The sequence below is a fragment of the Bradyrhizobium sp. AZCC 2230 genome, from assembly GCF_036924495.1.
GTDB classification, from domain to species: Bacteria; Pseudomonadota; Alphaproteobacteria; order Rhizobiales; family Xanthobacteraceae; genus Bradyrhizobium; species Bradyrhizobium rifense.
The window spans coordinates 4,801,650-4,824,041 of record NZ_JAZHRS010000001.1 but is presented as its reverse complement, the minus strand read 5'-3'; the positions used below and the strand labels follow the sequence as shown (position 1 = coordinate 4,824,041).

General features: G+C 59.4%; 15 protein-coding genes and 2 pseudogenes. 4 read left to right on the top strand and 13 right to left on the bottom strand.

Going from position 1 to position 22,392, the window contains the following annotated elements:
• Positions 1-532 precede the first annotated feature (532 nt).
• Positions 533-2,236: a M4 family metallopeptidase gene (locus V1280_RS23155; protein ID WP_334529308.1), complete on the top strand. Its 1,704-nt coding sequence runs from the start codon at positions 533-535 to the stop codon at positions 2,234-2,236.
• 262 nt (positions 2,237-2,498) lie between these two features.
• Here the strand turns inward: V1280_RS23155 and V1280_RS23150 are convergent, their stop codons facing one another.
• The 6 genes and pseudogenes from V1280_RS23150 to V1280_RS23130 form a co-directional block, all read right to left on the bottom strand.
• Entirely contained in the window at positions 2,499-2,657 is a 159-nt protein-coding gene (locus V1280_RS23150) for a hypothetical protein (RefSeq protein WP_334529305.1), read from the bottom strand.
• 126 nt (positions 2,658-2,783) lie between these two features.
• Complete coding sequence (locus V1280_RS23145; RefSeq protein WP_334529302.1) at positions 2,784-9,242, bottom strand: amino acid adenylation domain-containing protein; 6,459 nt, start codon at positions 9,240-9,242, stop codon at positions 2,784-2,786.
• Positions 9,243-9,621: 379 nt separating this feature from the next.
• Positions 9,622-10,559, bottom strand: a pseudogene (locus V1280_RS23140) (LLM class flavin-dependent oxidoreductase).
• 70 nt (positions 10,560-10,629) lie between these two features.
• A complete protein-coding gene (locus V1280_RS23135) occupies positions 10,630-11,118 on the bottom strand; it encodes a 4'-phosphopantetheinyl transferase family protein (protein WP_334538390.1) in 489 nt (162 codons plus the stop codon).
• Positions 11,010-11,255 (bottom strand): annotated as a pseudogene (locus V1280_RS46840) (4'-phosphopantetheinyl transferase family protein); the annotation flags it as partial. The pseudogene V1280_RS46840 and the gene V1280_RS23135, both read right to left, overlap by 109 nt.
• 217 nt (positions 11,256-11,472) lie before the next feature.
• Entirely contained in the window at positions 11,473-14,850 is a 3,378-nt protein-coding gene (locus tag V1280_RS23130) for an adenylate/guanylate cyclase domain-containing protein (RefSeq protein ID WP_334529299.1), read from the bottom strand.
• 168 nt (positions 14,851-15,018) lie between these two features.
• Between V1280_RS23130 and V1280_RS46835 the strand changes: the two genes are divergently transcribed.
• Entirely contained in the window at positions 15,019-15,132 is a 114-nt protein-coding gene (locus tag V1280_RS46835) for an HGGxSTG domain-containing protein (protein ID WP_442895247.1), read from the top strand.
• A gap of 220 nt (positions 15,133-15,352) precedes the next feature.
• Positions 15,353-15,526 carry a hypothetical protein gene (locus tag V1280_RS23125; protein ID WP_334538651.1) on the top strand — a complete coding sequence of 58 codons (174 nt, stop codon included), beginning with the start codon at positions 15,353-15,355 and terminating at the stop codon, positions 15,524-15,526.
• Positions 15,527-15,634: 108 nt separating this feature from the next.
• Here V1280_RS23125 and V1280_RS23120 read toward each other — a convergent pair whose 3' ends face one another.
• The 7 genes from V1280_RS23120 to V1280_RS23090 all read right to left on the bottom strand — a co-directional run bounded on the left by V1280_RS23120 (position 15,635) and on the right by V1280_RS23090 (position 21,021).
• Complete coding sequence (locus tag V1280_RS23120; protein WP_334529296.1) at positions 15,635-15,964, bottom strand: hypothetical protein; 330 nt, start codon at positions 15,962-15,964, stop codon at positions 15,635-15,637.
• A 303-nt stretch (positions 15,965-16,267) separates the two neighbouring features.
• Complete coding sequence (locus V1280_RS23115) at positions 16,268-16,438, bottom strand: hypothetical protein (RefSeq protein ID WP_334529293.1); 171 nt, start codon at positions 16,436-16,438, stop codon at positions 16,268-16,270.
• A gap of 58 nt (positions 16,439-16,496) precedes the next feature.
• Positions 16,497-16,817, bottom strand: coding sequence for a PilZ domain-containing protein (locus tag V1280_RS23110; protein WP_334538389.1), 321 nt, complete (start codon positions 16,815-16,817; stop codon positions 16,497-16,499).
• Complete coding sequence (locus V1280_RS23105) at positions 16,784-17,914, bottom strand: DUF2336 domain-containing protein (RefSeq protein ID WP_334538388.1); 1,131 nt, start codon at positions 17,912-17,914, stop codon at positions 16,784-16,786. Before V1280_RS23105 ends, V1280_RS23110 begins: the two co-directional genes overlap by 34 nt.
• Positions 17,915-18,767: 853 nt before the next feature.
• Positions 18,768-19,085 carry a hypothetical protein gene (locus V1280_RS23100; protein WP_334538387.1) on the bottom strand — a complete coding sequence of 106 codons (318 nt, stop codon included), beginning with the start codon at positions 19,083-19,085 and terminating at the stop codon, positions 18,768-18,770.
• A gap of 803 nt (positions 19,086-19,888) precedes the next feature.
• On the bottom strand, positions 19,889-20,149 hold the full coding sequence (locus tag V1280_RS23095; protein WP_334529290.1) for a hypothetical protein: 261 nt from the start codon (positions 20,147-20,149) through the stop codon (positions 19,889-19,891).
• Positions 20,150-20,232: 83 nt separating this feature from the next.
• Positions 20,233-21,021: an SGNH/GDSL hydrolase family protein gene (locus V1280_RS23090; RefSeq protein ID WP_334529287.1), complete on the bottom strand. Its 789-nt coding sequence runs from the start codon at positions 21,019-21,021 to the stop codon at positions 20,233-20,235.
• A 134-nt stretch (positions 21,022-21,155) separates the two neighbouring features.
• Here V1280_RS23090 and V1280_RS23085 point away from each other — a divergent pair, with 134 nt between their 5' ends.
• Positions 21,156-22,388: a hypothetical protein gene (locus V1280_RS23085; RefSeq protein WP_334529284.1), complete on the top strand. Its 1,233-nt coding sequence runs from the start codon at positions 21,156-21,158 to the stop codon at positions 22,386-22,388.
• Positions 22,389-22,392: the final 4 nt, after the last annotated feature.

Genomic DNA, 22,392 nt, shown 5'->3' with positions numbered 1-22,392 from the left:
GCATTCGACGCTGGATGGAAATGGTGCATTTGTGTGGCTTGCGCCAAACTTCAAACGCCCTCTCAGCATGAAAGATGTCCGCTTTGTTCGCGACATAGTCGTGCCACCACGCCGTATCAGGTCGAGCCGGTACGAGACCGATCACGATACAACCGCGCTCGCTCTCGCGCCAGCATTTCTGCACCGATGCACTCGTGGCAAAGCACGCGGGACGGCTTGTGAAGCAGCGACATACCGAGGTGACCTTAACTCAGCAGTACAGCGGACGCGAGGTAGGGGAGCGTACCCATAGTGTACCGGGGACAAGCCATATCAAAAGTCTCGTCTGGACGATCCGGGTCATCCAGGCGCGCGCAGCTTTGATCTAGGTCAAGGAGGTTATTTTCCTGCTATTGAACGTTGTGAGATGGCAGGGAGCGACGATACAGGTTCGTAATTTCGTCCCCTTTGGTATGGTCCCGTCGGTGAGATGTTTCCACAGACCACTCGCGAAAGCTGACGGACATTTAGTTTAGGCCAGGGAAAAGCGATCATGGCGAAGAGGGATATTGCAAGGAAGGCTTCGACCCGTGCCCCTCCCGCGTCGTCATCAGCGAGAAATGGCTTTAAGGTCTTGGCGGTGCACGTCACTGAGGCGAGCGGCCGACGCTTATTCGCGGCCCTTAAGGCTGATCGGTCAGCGCATCCGGTGTTTTCGGACCCGGCACGCCAGCCCGGTAATCTCGATCCGGAAAGCGCCGCCAAGCGCATTCTGGAGCACGCCTTTGCGAGCAAAACGATGCCAACGCTGAACGTTCCAAAAATCCGGGGGTGTGAGAGCGATTTCAGGAGCCTTGGTGTCGAGACCGTGTCCCTGACCAAAACCAAAGTCGTCAAGTTTCGACAGCAGGTCGATGGCATTCCGGTTTTCGGTTCTCTTGTCAGCGTCGAACTCGACAAGCACAACGAGCTGGTCTCGCTCAATTCCAGCATGGCGGAGCCGAACCTGCGATCCTACGTCGCGCGGATTTCGCCTTACCGGGTGCTAAAAAAGATAGCGGCGATAGCAGGATACGGTCGCAAGCTTCCTTACGGGATACCGAAGCTGAATCTCTATCGCGACAGCAAGGGTAAATGGCACCTCGCTTATATTGTTGAGGACGTGCGCAGCAGGAAGAAGGGCAGGACGACGCTCAAGGACTTCCCCCTGGTTCATGACTACGTCGTTGATGCGGTTACCGGCGCTCTGGTTGCGGAACTGCCGCGCACCCCGACTATTCGCCTCGGCAAAGGAGTCGATGAGCTAGGCAAGCCGAAGACTTTCGGGATCGAAATCAAGGGCGGCAAGAGGACGATGCGCGACGTCCGGCTAAATATAGAGACTCACGATTTCGCTTTTCACGATCCGGTCGATGGGAAGTTGCCAGGCGAACTAGTCGGGCCTCCTTGGTCGGCCGCGGCGGTCAGCGCACACACTAACGCCGCTGCTGTCGTGAACTTTCTGCGCGATGTGCTAAAGCGCAACAATGTCGACGACATGGGTGGCCCGATCATTTCGACCGTCAATTGCGTTGTCAGACAGTTCGAGCACCCGCCGCGCGGCAGCAGGATCTGGTTAAACGCGTTCTGGAACGGCACTCAGATGTTGTATGGTCAAGCGCCGTTTGACGGCAGACTGAGGTCGATAGCGTCATCACTGGACGTTGTGGCTCACGAGCTGTTTCACGGCGTGACCGGCCACACGGCGCGTCTTATCTATCAAGGCGAGACCGGCGCGCTCAACGAATCCTATTCGGATATTTTTGGCACAATCATCTCAAATCGGGCCAAGCCAGATATCGCGAAGTGGAACTGGTTGATCGGCGACGGTATTTCCAGCGGCGTTGCGGCGTTTCGTGACATGCGGAATCCGCCGCGGTTTAACCAGCCCAAGTACATGAAGGATTTCAAGACGCTTCCGCTCAAGCGAAAGTCCGATGAGGGCGGCGTGCACTTCAACAGCGGTATCCACAACTTCGCCGCCTTCAGGGTAATGTCTGCGACCCGCAGGGGCACTTTCGTGTTCAAGCCAGCCGAACTCGCTGCGATATTCTACGTCGCGCTGACGCAGCAGCTTTCACGCCAATCGACATTCGCCGACAGCAGGCGGGGTGTCGTGCTCGCAACGCGATCACTATTCCGCAAGCTGCCGCAGAAACAGGTCGATGTCCGCGTTAAGGCGGTCGAAACGGCGTTTAAGGCTGCCGGAATCAAATAGCAACGACGGTCGGCCAATCGCTCGCGTCGCGATGCCGTCCACAGAGCGAACGGGTTCGCCGAATTGCCGTCGATCCCGTTCGGTGACCGGTATCCGCCGAAGATCAAGCGGTCCAGAAACACCAATCCTCATTCATCGATCAGCCTCGGACGCTGCTCAAAACTCGGACGCTGCACAAAAGAGAGTTTGCGCAAAGTCCGAAACCTCGGCGCGAGCGATGCAAAGACAGCCCACCGGTTATGCGAGGTCTTACCTCTTGGCTTCACGTTTTTTTCTTCTTGGCCGCCAATTTTTTGAGGTGTGCATCGATGTTCTTCAATGATTTCTTGTGCCCTTCCTTCTGCGCCAAAAGGCGCTTCTTCAGTTTGGCCTTGTCCGCAGGACTCAAATTAGCGAAATTCAAGCCACTTAAAAGAGCCATGTCTCGTCTCCATCCTTACTCACTACCCAATACCGCATTGGTAGCCATTGATGAGCTACTGTCAATTGTAGAGAGGAAAGTTGGTATCCCGTCTCCTCGGCGAGGACTTGGAGAACATTGCGTTTGTCAGCCAAAGACCAACTGTCCGATCCGCCATTCCGGATCGGCGGCCACCCTGGCGAGGATTGCCCTGTAATCCGCCATCCACTGGCGAGGCGTGTCGGTGTCGAACAGATCATCCTTGTAGGCGCATGACCCCGCGATGCCCGAGGGCCCCTGCTGCAGCATCAGCGTCAGCCAGGTTTGATCGATGGTGAAGACCGGCCGACCGTTAAAATCGTTTCCGAACGGTCGAACGTCCAGATCGCGCAGCGCGAGGGGCCGACCAACGGCGTTTTGCAGGACGAAAAACGCTTGCGCGAGCGATGCGGGATGAACCCCGCCGTCTTGCGCCAGCCGGGATGCAAGGATCTCGAAGGGCAGATCTTGCCGTTCGTGAGCCTCCAGAACCGCTTCGCGCACCCGCGCAAGCGCTTCTCGAAATGTAAGATCCGGATCCAGGCGGGTTCGGATCAGCGTCGTGTTTTCGAACAGCCCGACCACGCGTTCGGTCCACAACTCGGCGCGGTTGGCCATGATGGTGGCGATGCACATATCGCAGCGTCCGTTCCGAGCCAACAGCATCGCCTTGAAACCCGTCAGCAACGTCATGAAAAGCGTGGCGTCCTGGGTTCGGCTCAAGGCGCTGAGGCGGGCAACCAGATCTGTCGGGAGGTGAACCGGTTCGCGGGCCTTAACGGAGCTGGGCCGCGCGCCGGCGGCGCTGCCGTTTCGGGAGAAAACCGGTGTCGCGCCGCGGAGGTGATCTCGCCAGTAGGCGATCTGCCGGCTCGCTAGGTCACTCGTGCACCACCGGCGCTGCCAATTCCCGAAGTCGGAGAACTGGGACGTTTGCTCCGGAAGCCCCGCCTGACGGCCGCTCGTGAGGGCGGAATAGATCGCGGAGATCTCCTCAAACACGATCCCGATGGACCAGCCATCGATGATGACGTGGTGCAGGATCAAAAGGAAAACATGATCGTCCTGACCGAGCCGGAGCAAGCCCGCACGAAACAGCGGGGCCTGGCTCACGTCGAAGGGTTGCCAGGCGTCTTCTTGTGCCAGCAATTCTGCTTTCTTGAGGAGGAGTTCCTTGGCGCGTTTGTTTCCGGACGCAATCCCCGCTGCGAGGTCTTTGACGACAAGCTGCTGATTGATGTCGGCGGCCGGAGCCACGACGGCGACTGGCTTTCCCTTCACCCAGGCAAACCCCGTGCGCAGGGCATCGTGCCGGCGCACGACCTCTGCCAGACTTTGCTTGAGCGCCGGAATGTCGAGCAGTCCCCGCAAACGATAGGCATGTGGGACGTTGAATAGGGGCAGTCCCGGCAAATCCCGTTCGATGCCGAGCACGCGTTCCTGGGCGATGGAGACCACGCGCGAGCCGTCTCCTTCCACGCGCACAGCCTGGAGCACCGGCGCCTTTGAGTGCGTCTTGCGCGCCTCGTCGATCAACCGGGCCAGCGCTTCAATCGTGCTAGCCTCGAAGATCGTTCGGATAGGCAATGAAACACCAAAGACATTGGCGACCCGGGCCAGAACGCGTCCCGCCAGCAGCGAATGACCGCCCACGTCAAAGAAGTTGCTGTAGACCCCAACCTGCTCGATATCGAGGATCTCCGCCCAGATGCCGGCCAGCTTCTGTTCGGTGGAACTGCGTGGCGAAATCAATTCGCCGACTGCCCGCACGATGCTCGCGGGGATTGCCGCCAACGCGGGACGATCGAGCTTGCCGTGAGGCGTCGACGGCAAGCGATCTAGCATGACATAGCCCGCAGGGATCATGTGCACCGGAAATCGGGTCCGAAGAAAATCGTTGAGTTCGGTGGCCTCCGGTTCCTCTTCGGCTACAGGGACAATAAAGGCAACCAGTTCAACCTCGCCATTGACATCCCTCGCCACCACGGCGGCGGACTGCACCTTTGCGTGTTCGACCAGAACATGCTCGATCTCTTCGGGCTCGACTCGGCAGCCGCGAATCTTGAGCTGATGGTCGACACGCCCGAGGCATTCCAAAGTAAGGTCGCTTCGCCAGCGTGCCAGATCTCCGGTCCGGTACAGGCGTGCGCCCGGCCGTTTCGAAAATGGATCGCGCAGGAATCTGTGGCGGGTCTGTTCCGGGTCGTTGAGGTAACCGCGACCGACGCCGATGCCGCCAACATACAGCTCACCGGTTACGCCTATCGGCACCGGCTGCAGATTGGAATCGAGCACATAGAGACGAATGTTGGCTATGGCCCGGCCGATCGGCACCGTTGCGGTCGAGACCGGCGGTGCGGTGAGGCGATGCGTCGCGACGTCGTCGGACGTCTCGGTCGCCCCATAGGCGTTGATGATTGGCACGGCCGGAAAGTGCCGGAACCAATCACGACAGAGATCGGGCGCGAGGCTTTCGCCTGTGGAAATCAGCACACGAAGTCGGCCCAGTGCATGAAAGGAGGGTTCGTCAGGGACACGCTGAAGGATTTCGCGCAATAGCGGCGGCACGATCTGCAGAATCGTGATCCCCTCGCGCGATATTTCCTGCGCTAGCAAAGCCGGATCCCGCACTATCGCGTCGGCGCAGACGTGGATGCGCGCGCCCACGATCGGAGCTGCGAGAAACTGCCAAACCGAGATGACAAAGCTCTGCGGCGCTGTCTGAGCAACCACGTCCGTGGCTGACAATTCAAGGTCCGCGATCTTGGAAAGGAGGTGGTTGCACATGCCCCGCTGCTCGATCATGGCGCCCTTCGGAACGCCCGTAGAGCCGGAGGTGTAGATCACGCAGGCCAGGCGCGAGGGGGAGGGGCGGGATGACGGAATAGGGCCTTTCGAGACTGACGAATTCAGCTTCTCCAGCACCAGAATGGGGGGGCGTCTTCTTCGCGGTAAGCCGTCGAGGGCCGCTTGCAACGTCGTCGAATTCGCCTGTGCGGTCAGGATGACCCGTGCGCCGCTGTGACGGATCATCTGTGCCAGTCTGGTATCCGGCAGCGTGGGGTCCAGGGGAAGGAAAGCAGCCCCGGCCTGCTGGACCGCGATTATGGCAGCGAGCAAGTCGATGCCGCGTTCGGCAAGCAGGGCAACGACGTCATCGCGGCGGACATCCGCGCGCATGAGCCGGCCAGCAATAGCGTCCGCCCGGCTTGCGAGTCCGCGATAACTCAGCCGAACGAGCCCGGCCGACACCGCGATCGCATCGGGGGTACGCGCGACCTGCCTCTTGAATCGTTCAGGGAACATGTCCATGCGAGGCGGTCTGATCTTGCTGTCATTCCCGGCCGCAAGTTGCTTCCATTCCGAGATCGGCAGCAGGGGCAGACGCGCGACGGTTTGCTCGGGGTCGGCGACGATCGACTCCAGGAGCGTCCGGAAATGCGCTGCCATTCGCGCGATGGTACGATCCTCGAACAGTTCGGTGCTGTATTCGAGCCAGCCGCTCAGACGCCCGTCCTCGTCGATCAGTTCGAGCAACAGGTCGCACCTCGCTGTACCGGGATCGACCTCCACAAAGTTCGCGGAAAGCCCTGACAAGGCAGGCTTGGACGGTGCCTTTTGCAGAAGGAACATGACCTGAAACAGGGGATTGCCGTCCGAATTGCGAGGCACTTGAAGTGCCCGCAATATCTCCTCGATTGGCAGATCCTGGTTTCGATAGGCATCCAGCGTGGTTTGCCGGACACGGTGCAGAAGGTCGCTGAAGGTGGGATCCCCGGACAGGTCGGTCCTCAATACGATCGCATTTGCGAACATTCCGATCAGCCGCTCGATCTGGATTTGGTTGCGGTTCGCAGTCAACGATCCGACCGCGACATCCTCGTGCTGCGTAAACCGGTGCAGAAGGCACTGAAACGCCGCGAGAAGCGTCATGAACAGGGTGGCGTTATGGGTCCGGCTCAGTGATTTGAGGCGGCCGGACAACGCCCGCGACAGGCTCAACGGAAGCCTGGCGCCAAGCCCGGTCCGCGTCTCGGGACGAGGCCGGTCCGTTCGCAGCGGGAGCTCAGCCAATCCCTTCAGTCGCTCACGCCAATAGTTGAGTTGTTCCGCAGCGGCGGGCGTTTGCAGCCATGCTCGCTGCCACGCGACGAAATGGCCGTACTGGACCGGAAGCTCGGGCAGCGCAGCGGGCTGATCCTTTGTTCGCGCATTATAGAGCGCTTCGAGTTCGTTCCAGAACAGCCGCTGAGACCAGCCGTCCGTTATCAGATGGTGAAGCTTGATCAGTAGCGCATGATCCTGTTCGCCAAGTCGCAGAAGCCATAGCCGGATCGGCGGCTCTTTTTCGATCTCGAAGGCCTGTCCCAGCAATTCCATCGTCTGTGATCGAATCGCCTCTGTCCGGTCGGCCTCAGGCAATGGCCGCAAGTCGAGACGTTTGAGATGCGGCCGAACCGACGTGACTCTTTGGATGGGCTCGCCCCGACGGTCGATGAAAACCGATCTCAACATCTCATGGCGTTCGCCGATCGCGGCGATGCTCGCCTCCAGGATGTCGAGATCGAGCGGTCCGGACAGGCGAACGGCATCCACCACGTGATACTTGTGTCCGATCCGGTCGATCATGCTCAGGACGTGGATTCGCTGCTGCTGCTGCGACAGCAGGCTTTTGGTACTCTCGGGAATATCGCCCAGGCTTGGGGAGGAGATAGAAATGCCCGACTTGGTCGATTCGATACGGGCCGCGAGAGCCGCAACCGTCGGCGCATCGAAAATGTCCTTGAAGGAAAATTCGACCCCGAAGCGTGCCCGCAGTCGCGACATCAGTTGCGCCACCGTCAGGGAATTCGCTCCGAGTGCGAAGACGTCCTCCTCGACCCCGACCTCATTGATATCCAGCAGGTCCGCCCAGAATCTGGCCAGTTGCCATTCGGTCTCCGAGCGGGGCGCGCCGCGCTCGTTGCGTTCGATGCGCGATCTTGGCGCTGTGATCGACAGCATGCGTGCCAGCTCGCCGCGAACGAGCTTTCCGTCGGGGCCGGTTGGAATCTCGGGCACAATTCGGATCAGGCCAGGGGTCTTGAAGCGTGCCAGGTATTCGCTTGCGAACTGGCGGAGCTTCTGCGGGTTGATCTTGGCTTGGGTCCGCAGGACCACGGCGGCCGCAACGTCTTCCCCAAGCGTCGTGTGAGGGATCGGGAAGGCGGCCGCCGCGGCCACGTCGGGATGGTTCAGCAGAACCTGTTCGACCTCGGCCGGCGAGACCTTCTGTCCACCGCAGTTGATCACATCCGCTTTCTTTATGCGGCCGACCAGGAACAGATATCCGTCGGCGTCGATGTAGCCGAGATCGCCGGTTCGAAACCAGCCGTCGCGAAACGCTGCTTTCGTAGCGACCTCGTTATTGTCGTAGCCCCTGGTGATGGTCGCTCCTCTGAGCGCCACCTCTCCACGTTCGCCAGCGGGCAGTTGCCGCCCCTCGCTGTCCATGATGGCGATCTCGGGCCCCGTGGGGATGCCTACGGATCCCGGCTTCCGTCGCTCGACCGGGTTTGCTGCAATTTGTGTGGACGCTTCCGTCATGCTGTAGGCCTCTATCACGGGGACGCCAAACAGGGCTTCGAGCTCATCGAGCACGTCGATTGGCAGCGACGACGAGGCGGATCGGATCAGCCGCAAAGATGACTGGTGGAAGCTCCGCTTGCGTCGGCGCGCCGCCGAGATCAACGCGCGATGGATCGGCGGGACGGCGGTGTACCAGGTTGGCTGCCACTGTTTCAGCCAGCCGAAGAAGGCCGCTGCATCGAACTTTGGCGGGCAAACCACGCTTGATCCGGCTGCCAATGCGGCCACCAGTCCCGCGATCAGGCCGTGCCCGTGAAACAGGGGGAGCACACTCAGCAGCCGGTCCTGAGCCTGTAGCGCTAGGGCCGCGCTGACATTGTGGGCTGACAGGCAGACGCTGACGTGAGTCAGAGGAACAAGCTTCGGCCGTGACGTCGTTCCTGAGGTCAGTAGCATGAACGCGTCGTCGGCGCCGGTCGCCAAATCGGCGATGACGGCGGGGCGCGGTGTCGGGCAAACCAGCCTGAATGCGCCCGGCCCCTGGTTTGGGAGCGGCGCGAGATCGATCACGGGGATGCCGAGGCTGTAAGCGACGCTTCGGCTCGCCGAACCCGCATCGGAGCGGGTCAGCAGCCCCGCTACCCGCAGATCCGCGAAATAGCGTCGCCATTCGTCCGCGGCAAAGCCAGGGTGAAGCGGCACGCAGACCGCGCCGGCGGCGACGGCGATGGTCGCCACCGCGGCGTCTGCGCCGTTCGGCAACACAACCGCCACACGATCACCTCGGCCGATACCGAAGCTGCGTAACTGGCCGACGATCTCATTCATGCGCGTCCAAAACGCGCCATAGGTCAACGCGGCACCGCCGGGCGCAAGAATGGCGACCGAGTCCGGCGAATGGCGCCCATAGTGAGCGAGAAGGTCTCCGATGCAGGCAAAAACCGGGTGCTCGGACTCGACGGCATCCTGTAGCGGCCGTGTTGCGGCGATATTTGACAAGCTCGTCCCCTTGCTCACTCGTTCGGCCCGTATTTGGTGCGCCGGCGCCAGACGGTGTCCTGGGTCGGAGTCACCGGCTCCTCCAGAAGGCGCGAGAGCGCGGCACCGTCCAGGCGCGTGGAGGATAGCCCAAATAAGTCAGTTGGCGCCGCACCCGTTTCGAGAGCAGTGTAGCGCCCATTATAAATGCCTCGCCACTGGGCCATACGGGACGGCCGACTCTGCAGTATTAGTGGTCGTCAAAAGCGTTCCAAACTACATCAAGCGTTGGTACGCCGATCACCGACGCCGATGAATTTCGATGGTTTGCTCGTACAAATCTTGATGTGCATCAGAACACGCCGCTGGATGCAAGAGCTCTGCAAACGTGATCAAGTTCTCACTCGTCTGCGACAACGTCAAGAATGATCGTGCTGATCTTCATGTCTGCGAAGCGGCGCAGTGTCGCCCCAATCTCGGCATAACTTCCAACGAGGTACGGACAATCCGCCTGGCACGTTAGGAAGGGCAACAGCCAATAGCCGTTTTCACGGAGTTCGCCGTCTTGATCGGCCTCGTGCAGCTGGCGCTTCCAGACGGAGTCGGTGTTCTCCATCGTATATCTTAACAGCTCACGCTGCTCAGCGCTGTCCAGAAACAGCCTTTTGGCGTCGTCTTGCTTGATCACGTCTCTCTCTCTCTTGCGAAAATCCCGAAATTCCGACCGAAAGCAGATATTCCATGCTCAAGATCCGGCGGAAGCATCTGCATCCTTAGACAGCCCGTCTGCGCCGCGACACGGCGGGCATCATCGGACTGACCTGCGATCAGAAATTCCGGCATGAGCGCGTGTGGCAAGCCCGCACGTAGCTGCAGATTTTGCGTCGCGTAAAATTCTCCTTGAAAAGTGATCGGTCTAGGGCTGGCTAACAGTTGACGGACGATGACGATAAACTCGCCGAGCCTTGAATACCGCTGTTCATGAGTGCGCCGTTCGCCCAGCCCCGCTAGATCGCTCGTCGCCGTCCCGGTGATCATATTGAGATAGATCTTCCGGCGGTAGAGCAGCGCAAATGACGAGACGAACTTGGCGACTGTGAACGGATGCATATAAAGCGGGTTGACGGCAATCAGTGGCGAGATCTTCCTCGTGTGGGCGAGAATGTGCTGAGCCATGGCCCATGGCTCGACTAGTGTGTCGTTGCCGGCAAACAGCAACGGACCTTCCAATCCGATGCTTTCGCCGAAACGCGCGACGCGCATCAATTCGTCGATGTGTTCGGCGGCATTCGGATTGCGTGGGATGGCAGGGAACACCCGAAGTCTAGTCATGGCCATTGCGACCGATCCCGGCCGCGACCGATCCTGGCCGCTTGTACCGCTTGCGATCGCTTATATCCAATCGTGCTCACAGGAAAGGCCTCACCACGAGCTCCGTCGCAAGTTCGCCCTCGATCGCCACCGCTGCCCTCACGCTCGCGCTGACCGCAAGAGTTTCGACCGTCCAAACCCCTGCGTCGAAGGTGACATAACTGCGCCCCTGTCCAATTCCGACCTCCGCCTGTCGGGGATCAACAAGAAACCCTCGGCCGATCGCCTTGAGCAGCGCTTCCTTGCGGGTCCACAGGTCGAAGAAGCTCGAATGCATTTCGCCTGCCGGTAGTTGTCTCAGCAGGTCGATCTCTTGAGCCGTTGCAATACTCATAGCCACTCCCAAGATGTCGCTCATCGGCCGACTCATCTCGATATCGACACCGACGGAGCGATTTTCCCCACCGCGATGAGACTGTGGCGGCCGGAATGGGAGAGATTGAACTGAAGAGCTTGCGCGGGTTTGGTAAGAAAGGGCTTCCCTGCGTCGGTTGCGTCGAATTCGAGGTGCCCCGGATCGACACACAGTTGGAGAGCAAGGATACGCCGGACGGCGCAATGTGCTTCCAGTAAGCGTCTGCGCTCATCTGGCAGTTTGAAACGACTGGCGCAGGCGCGCTCATGTGCCGAAAGAACACCTATGTCGCCACCGCCGCAATCCAAATCCGCAGCCCAGACTTGCAAGGTTTACCTCCGAACCTTTTCAGATTGCTATCAAGAGGGGCCTTGCGTAACAGCTAGGGACCGTCTCATAAATCGAGATTGATGGTAAGGCTTGCTCGACGTCCGCGATGCCCGGATAGCGACCAAATTCCACTGCTCAACCAAAAGGCGCGACTTGCAAAAGCGGACGTGCGGACCCTCGCAACCACAAGCGCCTTCATTGCGTCAGCTCGTCAAGTAGCACCTTGGCCTGCTTCAAGTCCAAGGTGTCAAAGCCCTCGACAAACCAGGCGTAGACCGGGGCGAGAAGTTCTCTGGCCTCATCGCGCTTCCCTTGCTCGTGCCACAGCCGCGCCATGCTCATAACCGCGCGCAGATCCCAGGATTTCGCCTGCTGCGAACGGGCGGCCGCCAGCGCGCGCTTGAAATAGGCTTCGGCTTTTGCTGCATCCCGTTCTGGCGACATCAGCGCGATTTCACCGGCGATACGATGGACCTCGGCCTCGTACCATTTTTCCTTTGTTGCCTCGACCGCCGTGATTGCTTCGCCAATGTAGCTCCAAGCGTCATCGAATTGGCCAAGCTCGCCACAGGCCCTTGCCAAGCGGGATAGCCATACCGGCAAAAAAAGTGTTGTTCCGCTTGCGCGCGCTGCGTCGATCGCTGAGGCCAGTATGCTGACCGCCTCTAAGCTTTTTTCGGTTAGAGCCAAAAGACCGGCTCGCCTCAGCGTTCCGCTGACCTTCCAGTAAACGGAGCCTTTTTCTTCGGCCAGTCCGATGAGCTCATCAGATTGCGCCTTCGCTATCGTATAATTACCGCTGATGAGTTGGGTGAGGCACGTAATGGCAATCGCATGCATCAATGAGCCGGGGTTGCCGGTCTCACGCGCCCTACTGAGCCCTTGCTCTGCACTTGCGAGCGCAGCCTCGGGATAGCCAAGCACCCATCGTCCCAGCGACCGAAAGATCAATGCCGCCACCTGAGGATCTGTGGAGAACTGAGTCTTCAAGAGACGATGTTCCACAGGATCGTAAATCGCAATCACCTGATCGTAGTGTAGAAGGGATTGCACTATGTTTCCCGCGAGCAGCAATGAAGTGCCCATCGCAGCATGCCCGCGCATGAGCGGGACCTTGGCTCCGTGTTTCTCGGCAAGCGTTAGAACACGCGCGGCATGTTGGCGCGCCAGATCGCCGCTAAACCCTGTAATGTAAGTCTGCCACAAACTGTAGAGAGCCGAAAACAGCAGCAACGGATCCTCGAGAGGCTCACCAAGTGCTTCAGCTTGTTCTATCAGCAGAAGCGCCCGCTCCGCGGCGGCCCTGGTTTCTGGGGCGGCTTGCCCTTTGACATTCTGGAGTGGGTATATCAGTGCAACTTGAAGCTTGATTTCTTCACGACGGAGCGCCGGCGTGCGAGGCAAAGTTGCAATCTGTCCGAGCGCACGTGTGAGCTGCTCGAAGGCTTCAACCAGCGCCGACCGCTCAATTGACCGCAATCCTGCTTTGCCCCACAGGCTCGCGGCCTTGTCGATCAACCCAGCCTCGGTGTAATGCCGTGCCAGCTGGTCAGGCTGACCATCGGCAATCTCGGTAAACTGCCTTTCGAGAGTGTCTGCGACATTCGCGTGGAGCGCGCGTCTCGGCTGACGCAACAAGGTGCCATAGGCTGCTTCTTGCACGAGGGCGTGCTTGAATAAATAGGTCGCGTGCGGCGGCTCGCCTTTGCGGAAAAGCAAACCCGCTTGCAAAAGACGGCCGAGTGACAATTCAAGTTCAGCCTCTGGCTTGCGTACTACCGCAGCCAGCAGCGCATGAGAAAACTCACGACCTATCGCCGCCCCGATCTGTGCCACTTCTTTGGCCGAGCCGAGCCGGTCGAGTCTCGCCATCAGGGAAGCATGCAAGCTCGCGGGGACCGCCAGCGCCGGAGAGGGAATCGCGGCCGCGGTCCGCGTCGCTTCCAGCTCGCTTCCGGCCTCCAACACTGCCTTTGTCATCTCTTCGACGAACAGTGGGATGCCGTCGGTACGCTCGATGATGTCCTTTCTGACATTCGCCGGCAGCAGTTTATTGCCGACGACGCGGTCGATCATGGTACCGACGTCACGATGTCCCAGCCGATTGAGGGTAAGAGCTGTGACGTGCGGTTGCCCAACCCAGGGCGCCTCGAATTCCGGCCGAAACGTTATGATCAAGAGCACGCGAAGGCTCGCGATCAGGTCCACCGTGCGACCGAGCGATTCCAGGCTCGTGGGGTCGCTCCAGTGCACATCCTCCGAGATGATCAGGACAACGTTGGAGCGCGCCAGGGCTTCGACCTGCAGGCCGAGCGCCTCCAGCGTTTTCTGCCGGCGATGTTCGGGAGCGAGCTCCACAACCGGATAGCGTCCGTCGTTAGGAAGTACCAACAATTCGGCCAACAATGCCGCGTCATGCCTGGACGTCGAAGTCTGCGCCAATAGCGCGTCGAGTTTATCGAGCTTTGTTTGCGGGGTGTCGCCGAGCGCAAATCCGGCGGCACGTTCCACCTGCCCGATAATCGGATAAAAAGCGCTGTCCGTGTGTTGGGGCGAGCAGAAATAGCTCATGCGGCTGTGTGGTTCGGCCGCAAGTCCTTCCATGAAAGCGGCGTGGAGCCTGGATTTGCCGATCCCGGCTTCACCGGATAGCAGCACCACTTGGCCTGCGCCGGTCTTGGCTTTCACCCAGCGCCGCAACAGCAGGTCAAGCTCCTCTTCTCGTCCGACGATCGCTGTCAGACCTCCGGGGTGCATCGCCTCGAAACGGCTCGCGACAGAACTTGCCCGCAGCGCTGCGAAAGCTCGCACTGGAGCTATGATCCCCTTAAGCTCCCTTAGCCCGAGGTCACGCAGCTCGAAGAGATTGCCCAGCAGCTTGCGCGTGGCCTCGGCAATAACGACCGTGTTCGGCTCGGCGATGCCCTGAAGGCGTGACGCGAGGTTTGGCGTCTCACCGACAATACCGCGCTCTTGCGTTTCGCCAGACCTGAGAAGGTCTCCGACTACGACCATCCCTGTGGCCGCTCCAATCCGCACCTGTAGGGGTTCTTTCGCGGAAAGCGCGGCGACCGCATCGATTAGTGCAAGGCCGGCCCGAACTGCACGCTCAGCATCATCTTCATGCGCCACCGGATAGCCGAAGTAAATCAACGCCCCGTCGCCCAGATATCTGGCGACGAAGCCGCCGTAGCGAACCACAATATCGTTGACGCATGCCTGATAGGCGGAAATGACGTCGCGGAGGTCCTCTGGATCCAGACGGGCGGAGAGCGCCGTTGAACCGACAAGGTCTGAGAACATCACGGTGACCTGGCGGCGCTCCGCGCCGTCCTTGGCGGCATTGTCGATTGCGAAAGGAGCGTCAGATAACGCCGTTGGTGCGCTCGCTGGAGCACGCAGAGCCGCAATAGCGTCGAGAAGAATGCGGCGGTGCCCGACCATACCGACGCCCAAGTCCTTCAAGTCCTCCGCCGTCAGGTTGGGCAGGACCTTGTCGCTGATCGCATTTCCGCGGAATGTAGCCTCATACTGTTCGAGGCCGAGGCTCCGCAGCCAACCTCCGACATCCATGGTGCTGCCCTGGTTCGCGCAACGCTACATGATCCTTCAGACGAGACGGCCTGTCTAGGAGAATGACCGGTTGGGGGGCGCCGTGCTCCATCGTTGGCGACGTCAACCAGGCGCCGGGGAGGGCCGCCAGCCGAAATTGAGGGGACAACCTCATTCTCTTGATATGCAATCCAGCCCACGCTGTGGAGCGAAACCAGAAAAGGTACGTCCTGCCAGTCACCGGCGATGCTGAACGGTCATTGCCGGGTGCACGGCGGCCCGTCGCTAGCCCCCGAAGGGTGATAAGAACGCTGTTAAGCACGGATGGTACTCTGTCGATGCACAATGGGTGTTGGTCTCGGACGTTCGCCGCGGCGTCGCTCACGTCTGCTTTGGGGGGTGGAGCGGACGTGGGGCCAGGAAGGTCGGGATGTCTGCTTCTGCCGATTCCGTTGAAAAAGGCGGCTGTTGCGACGCAGAGGGATCAGTGATTCAGTAAGTCTAAGTGGCAGGACTGAAGGTCATGATGGGGCATCGGCAAGTCGAACAGGCTGCGTTGTTCTATGAGTTCTCGCTGGAAAGGCACATCCCGGCCGACCACTTACAGCCGACTTTTGCAACAGAATCGGCCCAAAGCGGACATGGCGTGATGCCTGACTTGAGTCCGTTATGCGGACAAAAAGCGGACATCGACTGACGCGCGCCGTTTCAGGATTTGCGCGCTAAGCGCGACAGCAAGTTAACGACCCTCACTGCCTGGATCGCCTCTATTGTGCGCGTGCCGTGTCGATAATTGCCGTTCTGCTTACTGCTCGGCGCACCACCACCCGCTCCATGCATCCGACAGACACGACAGCCGCGCACCGCAGGCGCGCGGCAGGATTATCCTGTTCGTTTCGATTTGGCTTTGCACCGAGGAGCGTCGTGGGCGCTTTGCATGGGGTTGATGCTCATTTCGTTTTTGTATCTCCCCACCACCCCCAACCGGATCGGGTCGTCTTGTCTCGTTGAGGATGGGCGCCTCAGCGCTGGCAGCCAGGAGAGCAGGCGACACGGCGCGGCCGCTCCCGGTGGTGACGTGTCCGGCAATGACCGCCTGATCCGCCGTGACGTTGTTGGTGGTGACGTGCTTCACGGTGATCTGTTGCTGCCCGCGGCCACTGGTGGTGGTCGAGCCTTTCAGTCAACAGCACCACCGTCCGCGCCGCTTTGTCAGCGAGTTGCAGATATTTCGTTCGCGCCTCGAAAAACTCCGGCGGCTGCGACCATCCCTTCTGATACATCGCCAGCGCGGCCTCGTTCGCCACCGTCAATTGCGCGATCAATCTCAGCGGACAAGGTTGGAGCCGAAGTGTCGGCCGCAGTCGGCGGCGTGACGATCAAGCTGAAATAGGCCGACGGCGAGACTCACGACGGGCTGCCTCACCGCAGCCCGTTCTCATGTCAGCATCGCGCGCGTCAATATCGCCATGCCCTCGACGGGATCAGCCGGCGCCATATCCATCACGCCGTAAGAGACAGCCAAGCACGCCTCCGTGACGCTCAGCGTGTTTTTCGAATAAGCTATCGGCAGCGCGTTGACGGTGAGATTGGTTCGCGCGTTCTGCACGGAAGACCTGGACTCTACTAGAGTTGAACGAGCCTGATGTGTTTTGAGCCTTTGCTGCCTACCTGCTTTGCGCGGCGGCGGCCATCGCGCTCGCGGACTTCTTCTTGCTGTTCCCGTTGATGAAGTGCACGCCTGCCATTGTGCCGTCGATCCAGACCAGCTCGCAGCGCCGATAGGCGAGCCCCGTCGACGACAACACCAGGAAGAATTCCTTGGCCTGCAGCACGTCGAGCGTGCCCTCGACCTCGAGCTTCGCACCTGTCTGTGATACGTCGAGCAGCACGCCGCTGCGTCGCCAGGTGCCGTCCGAACCCATCAAGTTGACGGGCTGCAGGTGCTCCATTTTCACACGAGTGTCCTTGCGGCCATCGAATCTGATCGGCTATTCCCCATTTTCGCGCCGCGATGTCCCGGATCGCGTGTGTTTGCGCCTGCTGCGATTTCCCCCCAGCGCACCGTCCATTGGCTGGTCGAAAGAAGAAGCGTCTCGAATAGGTATTGCGCGCGCTCACGCTGAGCGGATGAGAGCCGCAGGCCGCTGCGGTTGTTCAGGATTGCGAGCGTGGTCGTCCAGTTCAGGCGCGAGGCCCGACAGGCCATCACCAACCCCTCGCAATCCTCGTGGGTCATGACATGCTCGACGATCTCGATCGGAGCGCCTGATAGCACCGACAAGGCAGTGAACAGATTGGCGGTCTCGCCGCGCATCACAAAACGGTTCACCGTTGAATCGTTGAGCTTCCCAACGCGATTCAGGGCAACGATCTCGGGCCTAGCCATCGCATAGTCGGTCGAGGAGGGCAGCTTCAGCGCGACCGGCGCCGGGTTCTGTGCCGGTGATCGGGCGGAGGCATTGGGCTTGGCCGCGGCTTTTGGTGCGGGCGAGGCCGAGAGCAGCTTGCGCAAGACCAAGTCGGGCGTGTCCGGTCGGAGCGCCAGCGTCTTCGTGATCTCGTCGTCAGCCGCATCGGTCTCGATGAGCAGAGCGTAGGCCGCTTCGGAAAATGTGGCTGCCGGGTTCTTGATCAGGGCGAGGCGGACCGCGCGCGCGACGAGCGCTTCGGTTACGGCCGTTTCGATCCCGTCACGGGCCGAGATCGCAAGCTGGTGGGCTTCACTGCACGATTTCGCGATCGCCGCGAGGTCCGCGGTCGAGAGGGCCTGCGATTTTTGCAGCAGAGGGCATGCGATGGCCGGATCATCATGGGATGCCAGATGTCGCAACGTGTCTTGCGGAGCAACGTCCAGAGCGGCAAGTGCCTCACTCAGCTCCGTCAGGGCGGCAGGCGCGACGCGTCCAATCAGCCGGAGCAGGACGCCGTCGACCACGTTGACCAGTAACTCCTGAGGCCTGTCGCGACTGGATGCAAGCAGGCCTACGATCCCTGTAAGAATACGGGCGCAGCGCTCCAGCGGGCAGGCTGCGACCGCTTGTTCCAGTTCGACAAGAATATCGGCAGGCGAATTTGCCATTATGGCAGGAGCCTGAATTAAAAAAAACCTAAAATATCGGACAGGGTCAATTGCACTCTAAAGGCGTTAATTTTGAATTTATGCGTCGGTTGCGCGGGTGTTTGTGCACTACCCAGCCTGCCGGTCCCTGGCCCAGTCAGACAGAGCGCTGAAGTCGACCTGGCTCGCCGTTGCTGCGGTCTCCGAGGAGCTTGGCGGTCGTGCTGTTGACGAAGTGCAGCGCCATGCAGTCAGAGATAGGAAACGTTCAGTCCAGGGGGCGCTCTCCAGCCGCTCAAGGAGAGCCTGCTTGCGCGCAAGCAGATTGGCAACGGTCGACATCGCACCTTCCGCAGTCGGAACCTGCAAACGGTTTGGTGCGCCGCCGACGCGAAGCTCATGCACACTGCGTATCAGCGCGTCGGCAGAACTCGTTTAATGCTCGTGGCGTTTGCACTTGGCTGGCTGTGCTGCGGACCGGCACTTGGCGGGACGCGGGTAGCGCTCGTCATCGGCAACTCGGCCTACCAGCACGTGCCGGTCCTCTCGAACCTGGCCAACAATGCGGCCGACGAGATGCGCAAGCAGGAGCGACGCCGACGTGCTGGACGCCACCGTATCGCTCGACCGCGTCCGAACCCGGCAAAGTCTGAATGAGCTTGCTGCGTTTAAGGGCCATTCTCGTCGATGCAATGGATGGGAATTACGCTGTCGTCCGGTCGGGGGTTAAGAAGGTAGCGCTCCCGTGACTCGAACCCACGACCCGTTGGAAAGGAGACGAGAGGTTGCAGTGAGAGGAGATCAGGAGCTGACCACCGATTGACCACCGAAACCCCGTGAACGAACGGCGATAAAGCTGGTCAATCACGAGCGAGTTTCATTGTTTTTGTTGATCTTTTCGGCCGCTATTTACGTTCGGGACGCAGGGGTCGCAGGTTCGAATCCTGCCACACCGACCAGAAATCATTAGGTTTTTCCTTCTGATCGTTGGTCCTTCCCGAGTCAACCACCGAAACATACCGGCCCTTTTGACCGATGGCCGTTGCAGCCCCTGCAGAAAGTCCGGGTGGTGGTGGCCGTAGGTGTCCTGCAGGACCTCGGGAGACATACCCAGGAACCCCGCTGCCTCCCAGGTTGGCACGCCACGCTGCATGAGCCATGTCGCAGCGGAATGGCGCAGGGTGTGGGGTGTCACCTTCCCGGGTAGGCTGGCGAGCCCTACTGCGGTCTTAAAACTCTTCCTCACCGAGGCGACCGGCTTGCTGTTAAATTCACGAAGCACTCCGCGATCAGCTTACGGTTCACCAGCGCCGAAGATCGGCAAGAGGCCGAGGCGGGATCGGTGCCGGCGTCTGACGCTTCTTAGTTGCGCGCTTGCCAATGGCCTTCCGATAAAAAATACCGTGCTCTAGATCCACGTAGAACCGCCCTGACACGGCATATGGCGACGCTGACGCTATCGCCCTGCCCGAGTGCCAGTGTAGGGCTGAGATGGTCTCGCAAGGAGGACTCGGATGCGCCGTCGGCGCGATATTGTGCTCGAACAGCCGGCGCGGCCAATTTTGCGGCTATGGAAAGACGGAGAGGTACGTCAGGGTCAAGCTGATGACCTCCATGCCAATAGCAACAGCTCTAGCGTCCTAGTACTCGCCGGACGCAAAGCATTCTGATTTCGTTAGTTTGGCGCAGTTGCTCAGCGCTCGGGGGATCAATGGAGCCGAGAGTCTCGGTACTAAATTTCGCTTCCAATTCTGAGGCCATGCAGTTGCAAATCTGCAAGCAAGCGTCCGTCGAAAAGCCACCATGCTGCGCGCAACCGTTTTGGCACGCTGAGAGAAACTGCGGTCGCCATTCTGCGGCCGTGGCGATTGTTATAAAATTGATAGCAGCTATCGTCAGAGCCGGAAGAAACGCGGACATTGCTTCGCTTCCCTTTTTTTGTTTGCTGAGGGGCTGCTCTAATTCGACTCCATCTTTTTCGCCTTTAGCAATATCTAGCTACTTGCGTAGTTGTCCCCTGAAGCGGAACCACAAATGACCGATCAGTGATAGGACTATGGCGGTCAGAATTATCGGAAGCCAGATCGACGTGGTTATGAAGAACAAGGATATGATGACCACGCGCCCAAAGACCGATTCGCTGACCGGATTCTTAAGGCGAGCGAAATAGGCGTAGATAATAAAAATGGTGGCCGGCACCATCCACGCGGCAACAAGCAGCAGTAACAGGTCAACAAGTTGGCTGGCATAATGGTGCATGAGCACACCTCCTGACAGCGTCGGCGCGAATTGCTGTCACCGATGCGAACTCGCAGCCTTCGATTCGCCTGAGCTAGGGCCTCTCAACGCGCACTCGTTGAGATGGCTCGGGCAAGGGCTCGTCCAATGCAATCATAACCATCGGCGGTGTTGTGCAATCCGTCCCACGTTACAAGCGCGCTTTGCGCAACTCCGGCACTGACCGAGTTTCGCATCAGCGCAAAACGAGAGAACAGCCCGACCCGTTCCTGTTTTGCGACATCGATTATGATGTCCTCCATGGTCGAATAGCCAACGGAGGCGAGCACCTGTGGCGCATATTGCAGATCCATCAACACGACATCGGCAGACCCCGCCTTAAGTGCCCTTACCCCTTCAAGAACGCTTCTTTTGAGCCCTTGGTCCGGCCGGCCACCCCAGGCGACGTCATTAGTACCTAATTGCCAGATAACGAGATCAGGCGTGTGCGCGAAAACGTCACGCTCGAACCGTGCGACGTTGTTCGGAATCGTATCGCCGACTCGACCGCTGTTGATGACCTCGATCGTGGCGTTGGATCTAAGTCTCGAGAGTTCTCGGCGCATCACCTCCGGATATGTGGCCGCGGACCTAAGTACCCAGAGTCCCACCGTCGACGATGATCCAATCGCTACAATCTTTAGCGGCTCACCAGATTTCAAACGCGACGCCGTGCGGGGCAATTGTGCACCCAGCGAGGCGTTGAAATTTGCTGAAAGGCATTTCTCGGCAGATGATAACTCGTCCTGCGCTTGAGAGGACCCACTGCCAGACAATCCGATAAGCAAGGCCGCGCCGATTGACGCCATTATTCCAGCGGCTCGGGTACGGAGGGCAAAATAGGTCAGAAACATGTTCCCCTAATAACTGGTCGATTCTCTCTTGACAACCGTTGGCGTCAGACGTTTCGCTGTCCTTGAGTTACAGGTCGATTGACGCGTGGGCAGCGAGTAACACGATAAAACCGCGGGTAGTCGCGGGTGAGACCATGACCGGAAAGCCCCTAGCGAAGCGGCTGGTATTCCACATCGGCGGCTATGATCCAATCACGTCGCATACCAGCGCGCAACGACGCTTTGTGCGCGAAATTGCGAGGTTCCAACGTACCTGGTCAGTGAAAGCGGCCGTTGACGGTTTGCATGATACCGCCGACCAGATACGTTGGAATGTGACGACAACTGGCCCCGATTGGCTCGTCGAAACCGATTATCGACTGGTCCGATGGCACGATGTAATTGAGGCCTTCGGGCGTCGAAGCATTGGCTCACGCATTTCCGTCGGCATTCTTGCGTTTCTGGATTTCGTTTTAACCGGCACTCTATGGCGGTACTTGCTGACCAACTGGCGCTACGCACTGTTCTTTCTCTATCCATTGGTCATGTTCGGACTGCTCATGGCCGTCGCCTTTTTGATTGGCGTAGTCGCATTCAAGATTACCGGATCCATTCCTATCGCTCCCGGCGGCGGTCTCTTCGGAATCGTAGCCGTTTTGGCGGGCCCGTGGCGCTGGCTCCACCTAGGCGACTTGTTCGACGATTGGATTTTTTCTCGCGAGTATATTCGATGCGTTAATTCGGAAATTGAGCAGAGGCTAGACAGATTAGCCGCCGAGCTCGTGGCTGCGGCGAGCAACTCCGCCGCAGACGAAATTTTGGTCATAGGGCACAGTCTTGGCGCCGTACTTGCGGTTGATCTACTTGATCGCGCCTTGAGGCTGGACCCTGCGCTCGATCGGAGCAAAACTCCCGTGACATTCTTGAGCGTTGGATCATCCATACTCAAGATCGGCCTGCACCCGAAGGCAGTACGCTTTCGCACCGCTATGGAACGCGTCGCCAATTCACGCGCGATCTTCTGGGGCGACTATCAAGCCCTCATCGACCTGTTGAACTTTTACAAAAGCCGGCCAATGGCCGAAATGGGCTTGTCGACAGAAAATGAGGCGATCGTTAGGATCGTGAGACTTAGTCGAATGCTTGACGACGACATGTATCGACGCATCCGCTTCAACTACTTCCGCTTGCACTGCCAGTTCGTTAGCGGAAATGATAAGCGAACATCGTATGACTACTTTATGCTGACTTGCGGACCTATTTCAGCCAAATCCCAGACACTCGCGCCGGATGGTGCCTTGTCGATGATCGCTGACGACGGAGGACTTATTGCGAGCGCGCCGCTGTCAGGAAGCGAACTGCCCGGTATTCCGGGCGCGGCAGCCTAGTTCA